This is a genomic window from Acidovorax sp. CF316, from assembly GCF_000276605.1.
GTDB lineage: Bacteria > Pseudomonadota > Gammaproteobacteria > Burkholderiales > Burkholderiaceae_C > Acidovorax.
This window is the reverse complement of the sequence record NZ_AKJX01000104.1, coordinates 1-15760: the sequence shown is the minus strand read 5'-3', so window position 1 is coordinate 15760 and position 15760 is coordinate 1. Positions and strand designations below refer to the sequence as shown.

11 protein-coding genes are annotated in these 15760 nt (G+C 68.3%); 9 read left to right on the top strand and 2 right to left on the bottom strand.

What is annotated here, in order from left to right; genetic code table 11:
* Nucleotides 1-38: 38 nt before the first annotated feature.
* Entirely contained in the window at nt 39-2864 is a 2826-nt protein-coding gene (polA, locus tag PMI14_RS11040) for a DNA polymerase I (protein WP_007854088.1), read from the bottom strand.
* Nucleotides 2865-2930: 66 nt separating this feature from the next.
* Here polA and PMI14_RS11035 point away from each other — a divergent pair, with 66 nt between their 5' ends.
* The 4 genes from PMI14_RS11035 to PMI14_RS11020 all read left to right on the top strand — a co-directional run bounded on the left by PMI14_RS11035 (nt 2931) and on the right by PMI14_RS11020 (nt 6112).
* A complete protein-coding gene (locus PMI14_RS11035; RefSeq protein WP_007854086.1) occupies nt 2931-3290 on the top strand; it encodes a hypothetical protein in 360 nt (119 codons plus the stop codon).
* 72 nt (nt 3291-3362) lie between these two features.
* Entirely contained in the window at nt 3363-4316 is a 954-nt protein-coding gene (locus PMI14_RS11030; protein WP_007854084.1) for a homoserine kinase, read from the top strand.
* A gap of 187 nt (nt 4317-4503) precedes the next feature.
* On the top strand, nt 4504-5337 hold the full coding sequence (locus tag PMI14_RS11025; RefSeq protein ID WP_007854082.1) for a BPSS1780 family membrane protein: 834 nt from the start codon (nt 4504-4506) through the stop codon (nt 5335-5337).
* On the top strand, nt 5300-6112 hold the full coding sequence (locus tag PMI14_RS11020) for a hypothetical protein (RefSeq protein WP_007854080.1): 813 nt from the start codon (nt 5300-5302) through the stop codon (nt 6110-6112). The genes PMI14_RS11025 and PMI14_RS11020 overlap by 38 nt, the downstream gene beginning before the upstream one ends.
* A 95-nt stretch (nt 6113-6207) precedes the next feature.
* Here PMI14_RS11020 and PMI14_RS11015 read toward each other — a convergent pair whose 3' ends face one another.
* On the bottom strand, nt 6208-8238 hold the full coding sequence (locus tag PMI14_RS11015; protein WP_007854078.1) for a PhoX family phosphatase: 2031 nt from the start codon (nt 8236-8238) through the stop codon (nt 6208-6210).
* A gap of 275 nt (nt 8239-8513) precedes the next feature.
* Here PMI14_RS11015 and PMI14_RS11010 point away from each other — a divergent pair, with 275 nt between their 5' ends.
* The 5 genes from PMI14_RS11010 (at nt 8514) to PMI14_RS10990 (ending at nt 15689) form a co-directional block, all read left to right on the top strand.
* Complete coding sequence (locus tag PMI14_RS11010; protein WP_007854076.1) at nt 8514-10457, top strand: PhoX family phosphatase; 1944 nt, start codon at nt 8514-8516, stop codon at nt 10455-10457.
* A 325-nt stretch (nt 10458-10782) separates the two neighbouring features.
* Complete coding sequence (locus PMI14_RS11005) at nt 10783-11982, top strand: imelysin family protein (protein WP_007854075.1); 1200 nt, start codon at nt 10783-10785, stop codon at nt 11980-11982.
* 26 nt (nt 11983-12008) lie between these two features.
* Nucleotides 12009-13475 (top strand): di-heme oxidoredictase family protein, encoded by a 1467-nt coding sequence (locus PMI14_RS11000; protein ID WP_007854073.1) that lies wholly within the window; start codon nt 12009-12011, stop codon nt 13473-13475.
* Nucleotides 13472-14569, top strand: a complete 1098-nt coding sequence (locus tag PMI14_RS10995; protein ID WP_007854070.1) for an imelysin family protein — start codon at nt 13472-13474, stop codon at nt 14567-14569. The genes PMI14_RS11000 and PMI14_RS10995 overlap by 4 nt, the downstream gene beginning before the upstream one ends.
* Nucleotide 14570: 1 nt before the next feature.
* Nucleotides 14571-15689, top strand: a complete 1119-nt coding sequence (locus tag PMI14_RS10990; protein WP_007854068.1) for a DUF1513 domain-containing protein — start codon at nt 14571-14573, stop codon at nt 15687-15689.
* Nucleotides 15690-15760 lie beyond the last annotated feature (71 nt).

Sequence of the window (15760 nt, the reverse complement as noted above, 5' to 3'; positions counted from 1 at the left end):
TTTCTACCTTGCAATGAACGCACCAGCGCCAAGGGTCCTCAATGCGCCTTGTCCCAGTTGGGGCCTACGCCGACCTCGGCGAGCAGAGGCACCTTGAGTGCCGCCACCTCGGCCATCAGGCGCGGGATGTGGCTGCGCACCCAGTCCACCTCGCCCTCGGGCAGCTCGAACACCAGTTCGTCGTGCACCTGCATGATCATCTTCACCTGCGGCTTGTGCGCGTCGAGTTCCTTCTGCACCGCCACCATGGCCATCTTGATCAGGTCGGCCGCCGTGCCCTGCATCGGCGCGTTGATGGCCGCGCGCTCGGCGCCGCTGCGGCGTGGGCCGTTGGGCGAGTTGATCTCGGGCAGGTACAGGCGCCGGCCGAACACCGTCTCCACATAGCCCATGGACTTGGCGGCGGCCTTGGTCTCGTCCATGTACTGCTTGACGCCGGGGTAGCGCTGGAAGTACTTGTCGATGTAGGCGGCCGCGGCCTTGGTCTCGATACCGAGGTTCTTGGCCAGGCCGAAGCTGCTCATGCCGTAGATCAGGCCGAAGTTGATGACCTTGGCATAGCGGCGCTGCTCGCTGGTGACCTGGTCCACCTCCACGCCGAACACTTCGGCCGCGGTGGCACGGTGCACATCCAGGCCCGCATGGAAGGCGTGCAGCAGCGAGTGGTCGCCGCTGATGTGGGCCATGATGCGCAGCTCGATCTGCGAGTAGTCGGCGCTGGCGATCACGCTGCCCGCCGGTGCCACGAAGGCCTCGCGCACGCGCCGGCCTTCGGGCGTGCGAATGGGAATGTTCTGCAGGTTGGGGTCGTTGCTCGACAGCCGCCCGGTGACGGCCACGGCCTGCGCATAGTGGGTGTGCACCCGGCCCGTGCGCGGCAGCGCCAGCTGGGCCAGCTTGTCGGTGTAGGTGCCCTTGAGCTTGACCAGGCCACGGTGCTCCAGCAGCTTGGCGGGCAGCGGGTAGTCCTCGGCGAGCTTCTCCAACACCTCTTCGTCGGTGCTGCGCGCGCCGGTGGCGGTCTTCTTGACCACGGGCATCCCGAGCTTGTCGAAGAAGATCTCGCCGAGCTGCTTGGGGCTGCTCAGGTTGAATGGCTGGCCCGCGATCTCGTAGGCCTCGGTCTCCAGCTGCACGATGCGCTGGCCCAGCTCGTGGCTCTGGTTGGCCAGCGTGGGGGCATCGATCAGCACGCCGTTGCGCTCGATGCGGTACAGGGCCTCGCTGCTGGCCATCTCCAGTTCGTAGATGGCGCGCAGCTTGTCGTTGGCTTCGAGCAGGGGCCACAGGGCCTTGTGCACGTCCAGGGTCTGGTCGGAGTCCTCGCACGAGTACTCGGCGGCCTTGGCCACATCGACCTGGGCAAAGGGGATCTGGTGCGCACCCTTGCCGCACAGGTCTTCGTAGCTGATACCGCTGCGCCCCAGGTGGCGGTCGGCCAGGCTGGCCAGGCCGTGGGGCTTGTGCACTTCGAGCACGTAGCTTTGCAGCATGGTGTCGTGCACATAGCCCTGCACCTCGATACCGTGGTTGGCGAACACATGGCGGTCGTACTTGATGTGCTGGCCCAGCTTCAGGTGGCGCGGGTCCTGCAGCCAGGGCTTGAGGCGCGCCAGCACCTCGTCGAAGGGCAGTTGCACGGGCGCGTCGGGCCCCTCGTGGCGCAGCGGGACGTAGGCGGCCGCGCCCGGCTCCACGCTGAAGCTGATGCCCACGATCTCGGCGCGCATCTCGTCGAGCGAGGTGGTCTCGGTGTCCAGCGCCGTCAGTGGCGCCACATGCAGCGTGGCGAGCCAGCGGTCGAACTGATCCCAGGTCAGGATGGTCTCGTAGCGCTCGTTGCGGGCTGGCTTTTCCACAGCGGCCGGAGTGCCGTCTACACCCCCCTCGGCCGGCTCGGCGAACAGGTCGGCGGTGTCGGTATCGCCACCGGCTTTCTTGCGGGCAGCGGGCGTGGGCTCGACAGCAGGCTCGGCGGCAGGCCCCCCGAGGGCCCGCGCCAGGCCCTTGAAACCGTACTTTTCATAGAACCCGCGCAATCCATCCACCTGCTGCTCGCCGATCACGATGGCGTCGAGCGCGGGCAGGCCCACGATGTGCTCGACCAGGTCGCAGTCGGTGCGGATGGTCACCAGCTTGCGGCCCGTGGGCAGCCAGTCGAGCGTGTTGCGCAGGTTCTCGCCGGCCACGCCCTTGATCTCGTGGGCGCGCGCCACCAGTTCGGCCAGCGAACCGTATTCCATGAGCCACTTGGCCGCCGTCTTGGGGCCCACCTTGGGCACGCCGGGCACGTTGTCCACGGTGTCGCCCACCAGGGTCTGGTAGTCCACCATCAGGTGCGGGGGCACGCCGAACTCGGCCGTCACGCCGGCCACGTCGCGGCGCTTGCCGTTCATGGTGTCGATGATGGTGATGTGCTCGTCCACCAGCTGCGACAGGTCCTTGTCGCCGCTGGAGACCACGACGTCGACGCCCTGGCTGGCCGCGGTCACGGCCAGGGTGCCGATCACGTCGTCGGCCTCCACGCCCGGAATGGCCAGCACCGTCCACCCGAGCATGCGCACCACCTCGTGGATGGGATCGATCTGCGCGCGCAGGTCATCGGGCATGGGCGCGCGCTGCGCCTTGTACTCGGGGTAGATCTCGTCGCGGAAGGTCGGTCCGCTGGCGTCGAAGATGCAGGCCGCATAGTCGGCATGCACTTCCTTGCGCAGGGCCTGCATCATGTTGATCATGCCGCGGATGGCGCCCGTGGCCGCGCTCGTGGGATCGCCCGGCACGGCCCGCAGGTCGGGCATGGCGTGGTAGGCGCGGTACAGATAGCTGGAGCCGTCCACCAGCACCAGGGTCTTTTTATTGCTCATGGGGAGCCATTGTGCACGGCCAAAGCCCCTGCGGCACCCGTGCGCGGGGCGCTCTACAATCAGGCCATGCGCGCTGTTCACCTCTCCCTGCTGCTGGCCCTGGCCGGCGGCCCCGTACTGGCCCAGACCCCTGGCCAGAATGCCCCCGTGGGCGCCCCCCGGCAAGGCGAGGCGCTCACCACGCCCGAATCCCTGTCCGGGCGCACCAACCAGCGCACCGAACGCATCCAGATCGAGGACGCGGGCAGCCGCGTCGACGAACTGCGCGTGGGCGGCCAGACGCAGAGCATCAACGTGCAGCCCAAGACCGGCAACATGCCCAGCTACGAAGTGCAGTCGCCCGACGGCGCGCGCGGCCGCACCGGCGCCTTGAACGGTGCCGAGACCAACACCGCCCCCCGAGTCTGGAACGTCCTGAAGTTCTGACCGCCTGGCGCCTGCGCGCTGCGCGCGCCGCCCCCCTGTTATTCCCCTTTTCCGCACTTTCCCCGCTGAGCGATGGCCGTTTTCACTGAAGTCTCCAATGAAGAGGCGCGCGCACTGCTGCGCCGCCTGAACCTCGGCGAGCTGGTCGCACTGCGCGGCATCGAAGGCGGGATCGAGAACACCAACTATTTCCTGACCAGCGACCAGGGCGAGTTCGTGCTGACGCTGTTCGAGCGCCTCACGGCCGAGCAGTTGCCGTTCTACCTGCACCTGATGAAGCACCTGGCGCATGGCGGCGTGCCCGTGCCCGACCCGCGTGGCGACGGCAACGGCGACATCCTGCACAGCGTGTGCGGCAAGCCGGCCGCCGTGGTGAGCAAGCTGCGCGGCAAGAGCCAGCTGGCCCCCGGCCCGGTGCACTGCGCCGCCGTGGGCACCATGCTGGCGCGCATGCACCTGGCGGGCCGCGGTTACGACCGCCACCAGCCCAACCTGCGCGGCCTGGCCTGGTGGAACGAGACGGTACCCGTGGTGCTGCCGCACCTCGATGCCAGCCAGGCAGCGCTGCTGCGCTCGGAACTGGCCTACCAGAACCACGTGGCGGCCTCCTCGGCCTACACCGCCCTGCCCACCGGGCCGGTGCATGCCGACCTGTTCCGCGACAACGTGATGTTCGACGGCGAGGAGCTCACCGGCTTCTTCGACTTCTACTTTGCCGGCGTCGACACCTGGCTGTTCGACCTGGCCGTGTGCCTGAACGACTGGTGCATCGACCTGCCCACGGGCGCCCACGACCCTGAGCGCGCGCGGCGCATGCTCGATGCCTACCAGGCGGTACGCCCGCTCACGGCAGCCGAGCGCGAACTGCTGCCGGCCCTGCTGCGCGCCGGCGCCCTGCGCTTCTGGATCTCGCGGCTGTGGGATTTTTACCTGCCGCGCGAGGCCTCCATGCTCAAACCGCACGACCCGACCCACTTCGAGCGCGTGCTGCGCGGGCGCATTGCGCAGCCCGTGCATGCCGGCTGAGCACCCTTCGCCCCCCAAAAACCGGCCTGAACCGGCATTCCGCGAGGAATGTCACGCCCTGGAGGACTTTCGCAAGCCCCCATGCGGCCCCGGCCATGGTGGGCTGGGGTAAATTCGGCACTGTCTCCCCCACCCATCCGCCAGGCCCGAACACACGGGCCGTTGTCCCGAGCAGCCCTCTGTCCCCATGAAACTCAACATCGTCCCCGCCCGCACCGGCATGACCTGGGTACAGCTCGGCGTCCGGTCGTTCTGGCGCCAACCCATGGCGCTGGCGGCGTTGTTCTTCATGACCATGGCCGCCATGTCGCTGGCCAGCTTGGTGCCCCTGGTTGGCCCGGCCATCGCGCTGGCCCTGCTGCCTTCGGCCACGCTGGCCATGATGGTGGCGGCGGCCGAGACCACGATGGGGCGCTTTCCCACCCCCGCCGTGCTGCTGGTGGCGTTTCGCACCGGCCAGCAGCGCCTGCGCGACATGCTGGTGCTGGGCGCCCTGTACGCCGTGGGCTTTCTCTCCATCATGGGGCTGTCGGCGCTGATCGACGGCGGCCTGTTCGCCAGCGTCTACCTGGGCGGCACGCCGCTCAAGCGCGAAGTGGCCGAGAACGGCGCGTTCCAGGCCGCCATGTGGCTGTCGATGCTGCTGTACCTGCCGCTGTCGCTGACCTTCTGGCATGCGCCGGGGCTGGTGCACTGGCACGGTGTCCCTCCCGTGAAGGCCCTGTTCTTCAGCCTGGTGGCCTGCGTGCGCAACTTTGGCGCCTTCCTCGTCTTCGGCCTGGGCTGGATGGGCGTGTTCCTGATGGCCGGCGTGGTCGTGGCCCTTGCATCGGGCCTCATGGTGGCGCTGGGGCTGGGCGCGGCCGCGAGCGGCATCATGGTCGGCACAGCCATGATGCTGGCGGCGATGTTCTTCACCTCCATCGTGTTCACTTTCCGCGATTGCTTCGAACCGCCTGCCAAACCCTCATCGGAGGAATCCCATGACGAACAGCCAGCACCAGCTCCAGGGCCGCACTGAGGACGAAATCGTCTGGTACCAAAGGCGCAGCCTGTTGCAGGCGGCCGCAGCCTGGACGGCGGCCGGCGGATTCACGGCGGCACACGCGCAGCAGGGCCGCAACGTGGTGGAGGCGCGTGGCGACGTGCGCCGCAACGGCCAGGCCCTGGCCGCGGGCGAAGCCATCGCGCCCGGTGACCGGATCGAGACCGGGCCGGGCTCCACCGTGGTCTTCACCGTCGGCAAGGACGCCTTCATGGTGCGCCAGAACACGCGCATGTCGCTCGAAGGCGATACCCCCACCGCGGTGAAGGTGCTGCGCCTGCTGACGGGCGCAGTGGCCAGCGTCTGGGGGCGCGGCAGCGAGCGCCAGGTGGTCATGCCCACGGCCACGGCCGGCATCCGCGGCACGGGGGTGTATGCCGAGGTGTTCCCTGAGCAGGACTTTCGCAGCTACTTCTGCAACTGCTACGGCACCGTGGACATCGCGGCCGGCGGCGAATCCGTCGTCAGCCAGGCGTCCTACCACCAGGCCTTCTGGGCCGAGGTGGCGCCGCGCAGCGGCCGCATGCTGACGCCGGCCGGTGCCATCAACCATACGGACGAGGAACTCGAGTTCCTGGCCAAGCTTGTGGACCAGCGCACGGCCTGGCAGATCGCCGGGCGCAAGGGCAGCAAGGATGGCAGCGGGCAGATCACCTACCCCGCGGCACCAGGCGGCAGCGGCGGTTCCGCACCGGCCTCCGGGTCCACGTCGCGCGCGCGGCCACCATCGCCGTACGGCTCCGACTACTGAAGCACCCCGGCCTGCCGCCAGGCAGGCACGCAAGAAAAAAGGCTGCCACGCCTGCGCGTGACAGCCTGCAAGGGCTTACTGCAAAAAGCGCCCCGTCACACCCCGATGGGGCCGCCGTCTGCCTTCTGGATGACCACGGTGGAAGAGCGGGGGCGCACGCTGCCCGTCGGGGCGGTCGTGGCGTCGCTGGTGCCGTAGGCCGGCCAGTTCACCGGGTGCTGGATGTTCAGGAAGATGGTCCTGTAGTCCGGCGTGTAGGCAAAGCCGGTGATCTCGGCTTCGTTGGGGCCGACGAAGAAGCGGCGCAGGTCGCCCTGGTTCTGGGCGTTGATGACCGGGCCCGTTCCCTTGCTGTCGGTGGTCATGGCGCCGGGGATCACGGCCAGCATCTGGTCGTTGGTGGAGCGGGCCACGGCGTTGTTGCGGCCACCGTCGATGCCGTTGTCGGTCTGGATCCACATGATGCCGCGGTCGTCGAAGGCCAGGCCGTCGGGGCTGGCCAGCTGGTTCAGCGCCGTCAGGCCCGAGCGGTTGGTGTCTGCGGCAGCGCCGGATTCGGAGCCGAACACGAAGATCTCCCACTTGAAGGTGTTCGCATTGGGCGTGTCGTGCCAGCGCACGATGTGGCCGTTGGCGTTGTTCAGGCGCGGGTTGGCAGCGTTGGTGCCGGTGGTGGCATTGCGGCTGGTGTTGTTGGTCAGCGTCACGTACACATCGCCGTTGGAGGGGTGCACGGCCGTCCACTCGGGGCGGTCCATGGGCGTGGCGCCCACGAAGTCGGCCGCGGCGCGGGTGTTGATCAGGATCTCGTCGATCGTCTTGTACTTGTCGCCCAGGCGCGTGCCGTCCTTGCCTACGCTGGCCAGCGTCAGCGGCAGCCAGGTGCCCGAGCCGTCTTCGTTGAAGCGCGCGGCGTACAGCGTGCCCTTGTCCAGGTACTTGGTGCCCACGGCCAGGCGGTCGGTGCGGCGTGCATCGGCCGGGTCCCAGTTGGCATCGGACACGAAACGGTAGATGTACTCGAAGCGCGAGTCATCGCCGCTGTAGAACGCCAGCGGCTTGCCCGACTCGGGCTTGCCATAGGCCGCGCCTTCGTGCGCGAAGCGGCCCATGGCCGTGCGCTTGGTGGCCACGCTGTCGGGGTTGTAGGGGTCGATCTCGACCAGGTAGCCGAAGCCGTTGACCTCATTGCGCCAGTCGTTCAGTGCGCTGGTGCCGCTGGGGGTGACGTTGAAGCGCGCGAACTCGCCCTGCACTTCGGTGGTATCCCCAGCAGCGGTTTCCCACTTGTAGCGGCCGGCAGCCGTGGGCACGCCCACGCGCGCCTGGTGCGCGGGCAGGCCCGATGCATTGGTGTTGACGAAGCAGGCCGCCCAGTTTTCCTCGGCGGTAATGTAGGTGCCCCAGGGCGTGGTGCCGTTGCCGCAGTTGTTGTTGGTGCCACGCACCGTGGTGCCGGTGGGCGAATACGGCGTCTTGACCCAGTCGGTGCCGCCGACCGGGCCGGCCAGCGCCATCGGCGTGGCCGAGGTGAAGCGGCGGTTGTAACGCGAGTTCTTGACGATGGCCCAGGCGTTGCCGGTCTTGCGAATGTGCATCACCGCCACGCCGTGGGCGTTGACTTCCTTGCGCACTTCCTCGGCGGGGCGTTTGTTGTTCACCGTGGTCGGGCCGGCGGGGTGCAGGGCCTTCTCGTCGATGTACTCGTGGTTGACCACCAGCAGGCCTTCGCTGGAGCTGCCGTCGAGCGGGAAGTAGTGCATGCCGTCGTGGTGCATGCCGGTGGAGTTGAGCAGGTCCCTGGAGGTGTTCTTGCCGTCGCGGTCCCACTCGGCAGCGCTGTCGTTGAGCGGCGTGCCCCAGGCGCCCAGCACCTGGGCCACATAGCCTGGAGGCACCACGCAGGCGTCGGTCATGGAGTTGGCCAGCGAGCTGAAGCCCAGCTTCAGCGGCTCGTCGTCGCTGCCGCCGCAGGCGGAAAGGCTGGTGCCGGTCAGCAGGGCCAGCGCCGCGCTCAGGCCACCGCGCGTGACAGTGCGGCGTGACAGCTGGACTTCCAAGATGGCGCTGAAGGGGGTGTTGCCAGCGTCGTTGCGAACGACCTTGTCAGAAATAGTTTTGCTCATGAGAGCCGCACTCCTCGTGGTATTGGTTGGTCATGGGAAGTGGGCAGTCTAGGAAGCGCATATGACCGATCCGTGACGCAAGAGCACTCGGCGCGCAGGGCGATTCAGCGGGCTGTCGACCGGCCGCCACGGCACCGTCAAATGGCTGTCACACAGTGTGCTTAGCATCCGGCACCAAGAGAGCGGTCCGGTTGCCTGGCCCTGCCTGCGGGGTGCAAGGGCGCCGGGCCGCTCTCCATAAAAACCCATATAACAAACCACGGAAGCTGCACTCCATGACCTCTGCGTCCATCCCTTCGCGCCGCCAGGCCCTCCAATTCCTGGCCGGCATACCCCTGCTTCCCCTGACCACCGGTGGCGCTGCCGCAGCGCTGCTGACCGCCTGCGGCGGCGGCGACGACGCAAGCTATGTGTCCACCGCCTTCACCTCGATGGCCGCGCCCACGCTGGCCAACCCGGCGGCCATGGCCACCAACACCGTGGGCTCGACCATGCAGGTCACGCTGAGCGACAACTCGGTGAAGAGCTATGCGCTGGCCTACCAGCCCTTCTTCATCACCGGCGACTCGGTGGCCAATGTCAAGGGCGGCCAGATCCTGGCCGGCAGCTACTACGACATCAACAACCAGCCCATCATCGACACCTCGGTGGCCGGCAAGGAGCGCCAGTTCTTCTCCGACGCCCCGGACGGCACCTCGCTGCTGACCGTGCCCAATGCCAAGGTCGACGGAGTCAAGGGCAACCACGTCTTCGCCGTGGTGCAGTTCGAATACACCACCTGGGCCCAGGACGGCAAGACCGACATGTACGGCAAGCTGCCCTCGCCCATCGCCGTGCTCACGCTGGACCAGGACCCGAACACCGGCAAGCTCGCCCTGGTGAAGTACCACAACGTGGACACCTCCAAGGTGCACGGCCTGTGGATCACCTGCGGTGCCAGCCTCTCGCCCTGGGGCACCCACCTGTCGAGCGAAGAGTACGAACCCGATGCCTTCACCATCGCCGGCAACACCCAGTTCCAGGCCTACAGCAAGAACCTGTACGGCGACGCGAGCCGTGCCAACCCCTACCACTACGGCCACATGCCCGAAGTGACGGTGAACGCCGACGGCACCGCCAGCATCAAGAAGCATTTCTGCATGGGCCGCATCTCGCACGAGCTGGTGCAGGTCATGCCCGACCAGCGCACGGCCCTGATGGGTGACGACGCCACCAACAGCGCCTACTTCGTGTTCGTGGCCGACAAGGAAAAAGACCTGTCCTCGGGCACGCTGTACGCCGCCAAGGTCGGCGCCGGCTTCACCGTCGACGCCAAGGCCACCGCCGGCGCGCCGCTGACCTGGATCAAGCTCGGCTCGGCCAACAGCGCCGAGATCGAGGCCCTGGCCAACACGCTCAAGCCCACGGACATCATGACCGTGGCCACCACCAACCCGAACGACGCCAGCTACACCCGCATCGTCGCCAACGGCAAGGAAGAGTGGATCAAGCTCAAGCCCGGCATGGAAAAGGCCGCCGCCTTCCTGGAAACCCACCGCTACGCCGCCTTCGTGGGCGCCAGCATGGGTTTCACCAAGATGGAAGGCACCACCGTCAACGCCAAGGACAAGATCGCCTACTCGGCGCTGCAGAACGTGCAGACCTCGATGGTGGCCGGCAATGCGCTGAACGTGGCGGGCAACGGCGTGTCCGTGCCCAAGGCGATCAACGCCGGTGCCGTGATGGCGCTGAACCTGCGCGGCGGCCAGAAGGACACGGCCGGTTCCAACATCAACAGCGAGTGGATGCCCGTGGACACCAAGGCCCTGCTGGTCGGCGAGGACATCAGCGCCGACGCCCTGGGCAACACCGCCAACCCGAACACCATCGGCAACCCCGACAACCTCAAGTTCTCGGAAAAGATGCGCACCCTGTTCATCGGCGAGGACAGCGGCCAGCACGTGAACAACTTCCTGTGGGCCTACAACGTGGACACCAAGCAGCTGTCGCGCCTGATGTCCATCCCCGCCGGCGGCGAATCCACGGGCCTGCATGCCGTGGACGAGATCAACGGCTGGACCTACATCATGAGCAACTTCCAGCACGCCGGTGACTGGGGCGCCATCCACAACGTGGTCAAGCCCACGCTGGATCCGCTGATCATCGCCAACTACAAGAACAAGGCCGGCGCCGCGGTGGGCTACCTCACCGCAACGCCGAGCCAGCCACGCCTGGGCTGATCGACGAAGGTTCGCCACAAGTCATGGGATGCCGCGCCTGGCGCGGCGGGACGGGGCCCTGCAGCGATGCAGGGCCCCGCTCCTTTTCGGGGGGTGCAAGCCGCACCTGCAGGTCAGGGAAATCCCCTTCCCGCACCAATGCAAATAAAACCCATTCTTATAATCACTGCGATCAAGGGATGCCTGCACTGCGGCGCGTCCCTTCCCTCCGGGCTTGCGCCCCACCGACACCCACCGGACTTCCCACGGCCTGGCGCCTTGCCGGACCGGACCGTTCCCGGCATGTCTGCCTTGTCACCCGTCTTCGTTGTTTGAGGAGAAACGCATGAAAACCAAGCTGTTGCACACCACCGCCCTCGCGGCCCTGATCGCCGCCAGCCCCCTGGGCCTGATGGGCGTGGCGCAGGCGCAGGGCACGGCCGCCCAGGCCCAGCAGGCCGTGACGCCCGCCGCGGTGGCAGCACAGTACGCCACGCTGGTGCATGCCAACTACGAAGACACGCTGAGCAGCGCCAAGTCCATGCAGGCCGCGATCAAGGCCTTCACGGCCCAGCCGTCGGCCGAGACCCTGGCCGAGGCCCGCAAGACCTGGCTGGCCGCACGCGAGTTCTACGGCCAGACCGAAGCCTTCCGTTTCTACGGCGGCCCCATCGACGACGACAAGGGCCCCGAAGGCCAGATCAATGCCTGGCCCATGGACGAGTCCTACGTGGACAGCGTCGAAGGCAAGCCCAAGGCCGGCCTGATCAACAACCGCAAGATCGCCATCACCAAGAAGGCGCTGGCGGCACAGAACGAGCGCGGCGGCGAGGAGAACATCGCCACCGGCTGGCACGCCATCGAGTTCCTGCTGTGGGGCCAGGACCTGTCCGAAACCGGTCCGGGCAACCGCAATTTCGAGGACTTCGTGGACGGCAAGAAGCCCAACGCCGACCGCCGCCGCCAGTACCTGAACGTGGTGACCGAGCTGCTGATCGACGATCTGTCCTTCCTCGTGAAGTCCTGGGCGCCCGAGGCCAAGTCCAACTACCGCGCCAAGTTCACCAAGGGCAACATGGAATCGGTGCGCAAGATGCTGGTGGGCCTGGGCTCGCTGTCGCGCGGCGAGCTGGCCGGCGAACGCCTGGAAGTGGCGCTGAACAGCCAGGACCAGGAAGACGAGCATTCGTGCTTCTCGGACAACACGCACCGCGACGCCGTGACCAATGCCAAGGGCATCCAGAACGTGTGGCTGGGCGAGTACCAGCGCGCCGACGGCAGCCTGGTCAAGGGCGCATCGCTGCGCGACCTGGTCGCCGCCAAGAACCCGGCACTGGCCGACAAGACCACCAGGCAGATCGCCGCCTCGGTGGCAGCGGCCGAAGGCATCCAGGCACCGTTCGACCGTGAGATCATCGGCGGCAAGGACGCGCCAGGGCGCCAGCGCATCCAGAAGACCATCGACAGCCTGACCCAACAAAGCAAGGACCTCGTGGAAGCCGCGAACGCCATCGGCATCACCAAGCTCACGCTGGTGCAACCCTGAGGCTCCCTGCGCTTTCCTTTCGTTCCATGTTTTCTTTGCAAGCCCCTTACCGCCGGCGCGCCCTGCGCCTGGCGGTTGCCAGTATCGGCCTTGCGGCCCTGGGCGGCCTCATGGCCGACACGCCCGCCGACCCGCTCGGCGAGAAGGTCGGTGGCAACACCACGGTGTTCGCCACGGGCCGCAATGCCTTTTCCTTCCCGGCCGCCAACCTGGACGATGCGGAGCGTACGCGCTTCGTGATCGGCAATTCGTTCTTCCGCCGCAACTGGGTCGAGGCACCGGCCTCCACCAAGGCGCGCGACGGCCTGGGTCCGCACTTCATCGCGCGCTCGTGCGGTGGCTGCCATGTGCAGGACGGCCGGGGCGAACCGCCAGCCATCTTCAACCGCCTGGGCGATACCAAGGACCCGACCGTGGCCTTGTTGATCCGCCTGTCCATCCCCGGCGCGGACGCCCATGGCGGACCCAAGCACGACCCGGTGTATGGCGACCAGTTCAACAACGCGGGCGTGCAGGGCGTCAAGCCCGAGGGCCGTGTGACCCTGCGCTACAAGACCATCAAGGGCCAATTCGCCGATGGCACGCGCTACGAACTGCTCGACCCGAGCTACGGCTTTGCCGACCTGGGCTACGGCCCGATGCACCCTGAGATCATGGCCAGCCCGCGCATCGCGCCGCAGATCATCGGCGTGGGCCTGCTCGAAGCCATTGCCGAAGCCGACATCCTGGCCAACGCGGCCGACCAAGCTGCGGCCGGCGGCCCGATCAAGGGCGTGCCCAACCGGGTGTGGGACGCGCCCTCGGGCCAGATGATGCTCGGCCGCTTCGGCTGGAAGGGCAACGTCGCAACCATCGCGCACCAGACCGGCGGCGCCTTCCAGGGCGACATGGGCATCACCTCCAGGCACTTCGCCAACGAGACCTGCACGCCCACGCAAAAGGATTGCCTGGCCGCACCGAGCGGCAAGAGCGCCGCCGCGCAGGGCCAGCCCGGCGTGGAGATCGACGACAAGACCTTTGACGACGTGGTCTTCTACCAGGCCACGCTGGCACCGCCCGCACGGCGCAACCCCAAGGACGCCCAGGTGCTGCGCGGCCAGGCGCTGTTCGCGCAGGCCCAGTGCGCCACCTGCCACCGGCCGAGCTACGTCACCAAGGAAGGCCCCTTCCCACACCTGACGAGCAAGGCACTGTCGGGCCAGCGCATCTGGCCGTACACCGACATGCTGCTACACGACATGGGCGAGCGCCTGGCCGACAACCGGCCCGACTTCGCCGCCAATGGCCGGCAGTGGAAGACCCCGCCGCTGTGGGGCACGGGCCTGATCAAGGACGTGAACGGCCATACCCGGCTGCTGCACGACGGCCGCGCCCGCGGCGTGCTCGAGGCCGTGCTGTGGCACGGCGGCGAGGCCGAGGCCGCCAAGGACAAGGTTCTCAAGATGAACAAGGCCGAGCGCGACGCGCTGGTCAAGTTCGTGGAGTCGCTATGAAACACCAACCCCTTCGCGCCGCCGCGGTCGCCCTGGCCCTGGGCGCACTGCTGCTGCCTGCCCAGGCCCAGACCGGCTGGAAGCTCAACGCCGTGCCTTTCTACGACACCACGCATGCACTGCAGAGCCTGTACGGCCACTGGGGCAAGCCGCGTGCACAGGAACTCGCCACGGCGGCACAGGCGCTGGCACCGGCCGTGCGCGCGCTGTGCGAGGCACCGGCTGGGCAATCGCAAGCCGCTTTGGCCAACGCCCGCAGCGCCTGGCAGCGCAGCATGATGGCCTGGGAGACTTTGGGCGCCGTGGCCGTGGGCCCCGTGATCGCGCGCCGCACCCAGCGGCAGATGGACTTTGCGCCCACGCGCCCAGCCCTCATCGAGCGCGCCATCAAGACCCAGCCCCAGGGCGCCCAGGCCTTCGAGCGCATCGGCACGCCTGCCAAGGGCCTGCCGGCACTGGAATGGCTGCTGTGGACGCAACCCGTTGCCCCGGCATCGGCTGCCTGCAGCTACGCCGTGGAAGTGGCGCTGGACATCGAGCGCGAGGCCGTGGCTGTGGCCAGCGCCTTCGACACCGCTGCCGGCACCGACTGGGCGGCCGAGGACGAGCAGGAGCGCTCCACCGCGGCCATGGGCGAGTTCATCAACCAGTGGGTGGGCGGCATCGAGCGCCTGCGCTGGGCGCACATGGAAAAGCCGCTGCGCGCCGCCCAGGGCACGCGCCCGCCCGAGTACCCGCGTGCCGCCAGCGGCCAGGCCTCTGCCGCCTGGAAGGCCGAGTGGAATGCCCTGCGCAACCTGGCCGTGCTGCCCGACAGCGCCGCCACGCCCACACCCGGCGAGGCCCTGGTGCCGCTGGAGACCTATTTGCGCGGCCGCGGCCTGAACCCGCTGGCCGACCAGCTGCTGGCCACCACGCAGCGCGTGGACAAGGCCTTGCAGGCCATCGACCAGTCCGGCGCCACTGGCAAGGCCGGCGGCGAGCGGGTGCTGCAGGCCTCCAGGGAGCTGGCCACGCTCAAGCGCCTGGCCGAAGCGGAAATTGCCCCGGCGCTGCAGGTGAGCATCGGCTTCTCCGACGCAGACGGAGACTGAGGTGCACGCATCGTTGAGCCGCCGCCAGGCCCTGGTGCTGATGGGCAGCCTGGGGGCCATGCCCCTGGCTGCGCATGCCGCACCCCGGGGTTTGGAGATGCAGCTGTTGGGCGCCTGGCAGGAGGCCGATGGCAGCTACCGCATCGGCGTGCTGGCAGCCCAGGCCGGCGGCCCTTCGCCGCTGCGCGCACGCCACGTGCTGGAAGTGCCCACACGCGCCCACGGCCTCAGCCAGTTGCCCGATGGCAGCATGGTCGCCACCGCGCGCCGCCCCGGCGACTGGCTGGTGCGCTGGCACCCGGGCCAGCCCGCCGACAAGGCGCAATGGCACTGGGTCGATGCCACGCGCTCCTTCAACGGCCATGTGATCGCCAGCGCCGATGGCCGCACCCTCTACACCACCGAAACCGACGTGGACACGGGCGCCAGCCTGGTGGCACGGCGCGACGCGCGCAGCCTGGAGACCGTGGACGAGTGGGCGACGCACGGCATTGACGCGCACGAGCTGATCTGGGCCCCTGCCGCCAAGGGCGCAAAGCCCACGCTGATCGTGGCCAACGGCGGCGTGCCCACGGCCCCCGAAACCGGCCGCACCAAGCGCGACCTGCACACCATGGATTCGAGCATCGTGCGGCTGCACGGTGACAGCGGCGAGTTGCAGGGCCAGTGGCGCCTGCCCGATGCGCGCCTGAGCCTGCGCCACCTGGCATGGAACGCCGAGCGCACGGTGCTGGGCATCGCCCTGCAGGCCGAGCACGGAGACGCGGCGGACAAGGCGGCTGCGCCCATCCTCGCGCTCTTTGATGGCAAGGCGCTGCGCTTGTGCCCGTCCGGCCAGTCGATGGCCGGCTATGGCGGCAGCATCGCCAGCACCGCCGAGGGCTGGGCCGTGAGCTGCCCGCGCAGCCAGGGCGTGGCCACCTTCACACCCGACGGCCAGTGGCGCGGCCTGGTGGGGCTGGAGGAGGTCTGCGCACTGGCGGTAGGCAGCGGCCGCCTGTGGGCCGCCGGGGTCTCGCACTCCCTGGAAGATGCGCGCGCCCCCAGCCCGTTCACGCACGCGCATGCCAAGGAACTGGCCGGCGCGCGCATGGACAACCACTGGGTGAACTTTGGCTGACACCCCCTGAGTCGCTTCGCGCCTTCACCCCTCTCTCGACTCGCTGCGCGAGTCGGGAGGGGGACGCCCCC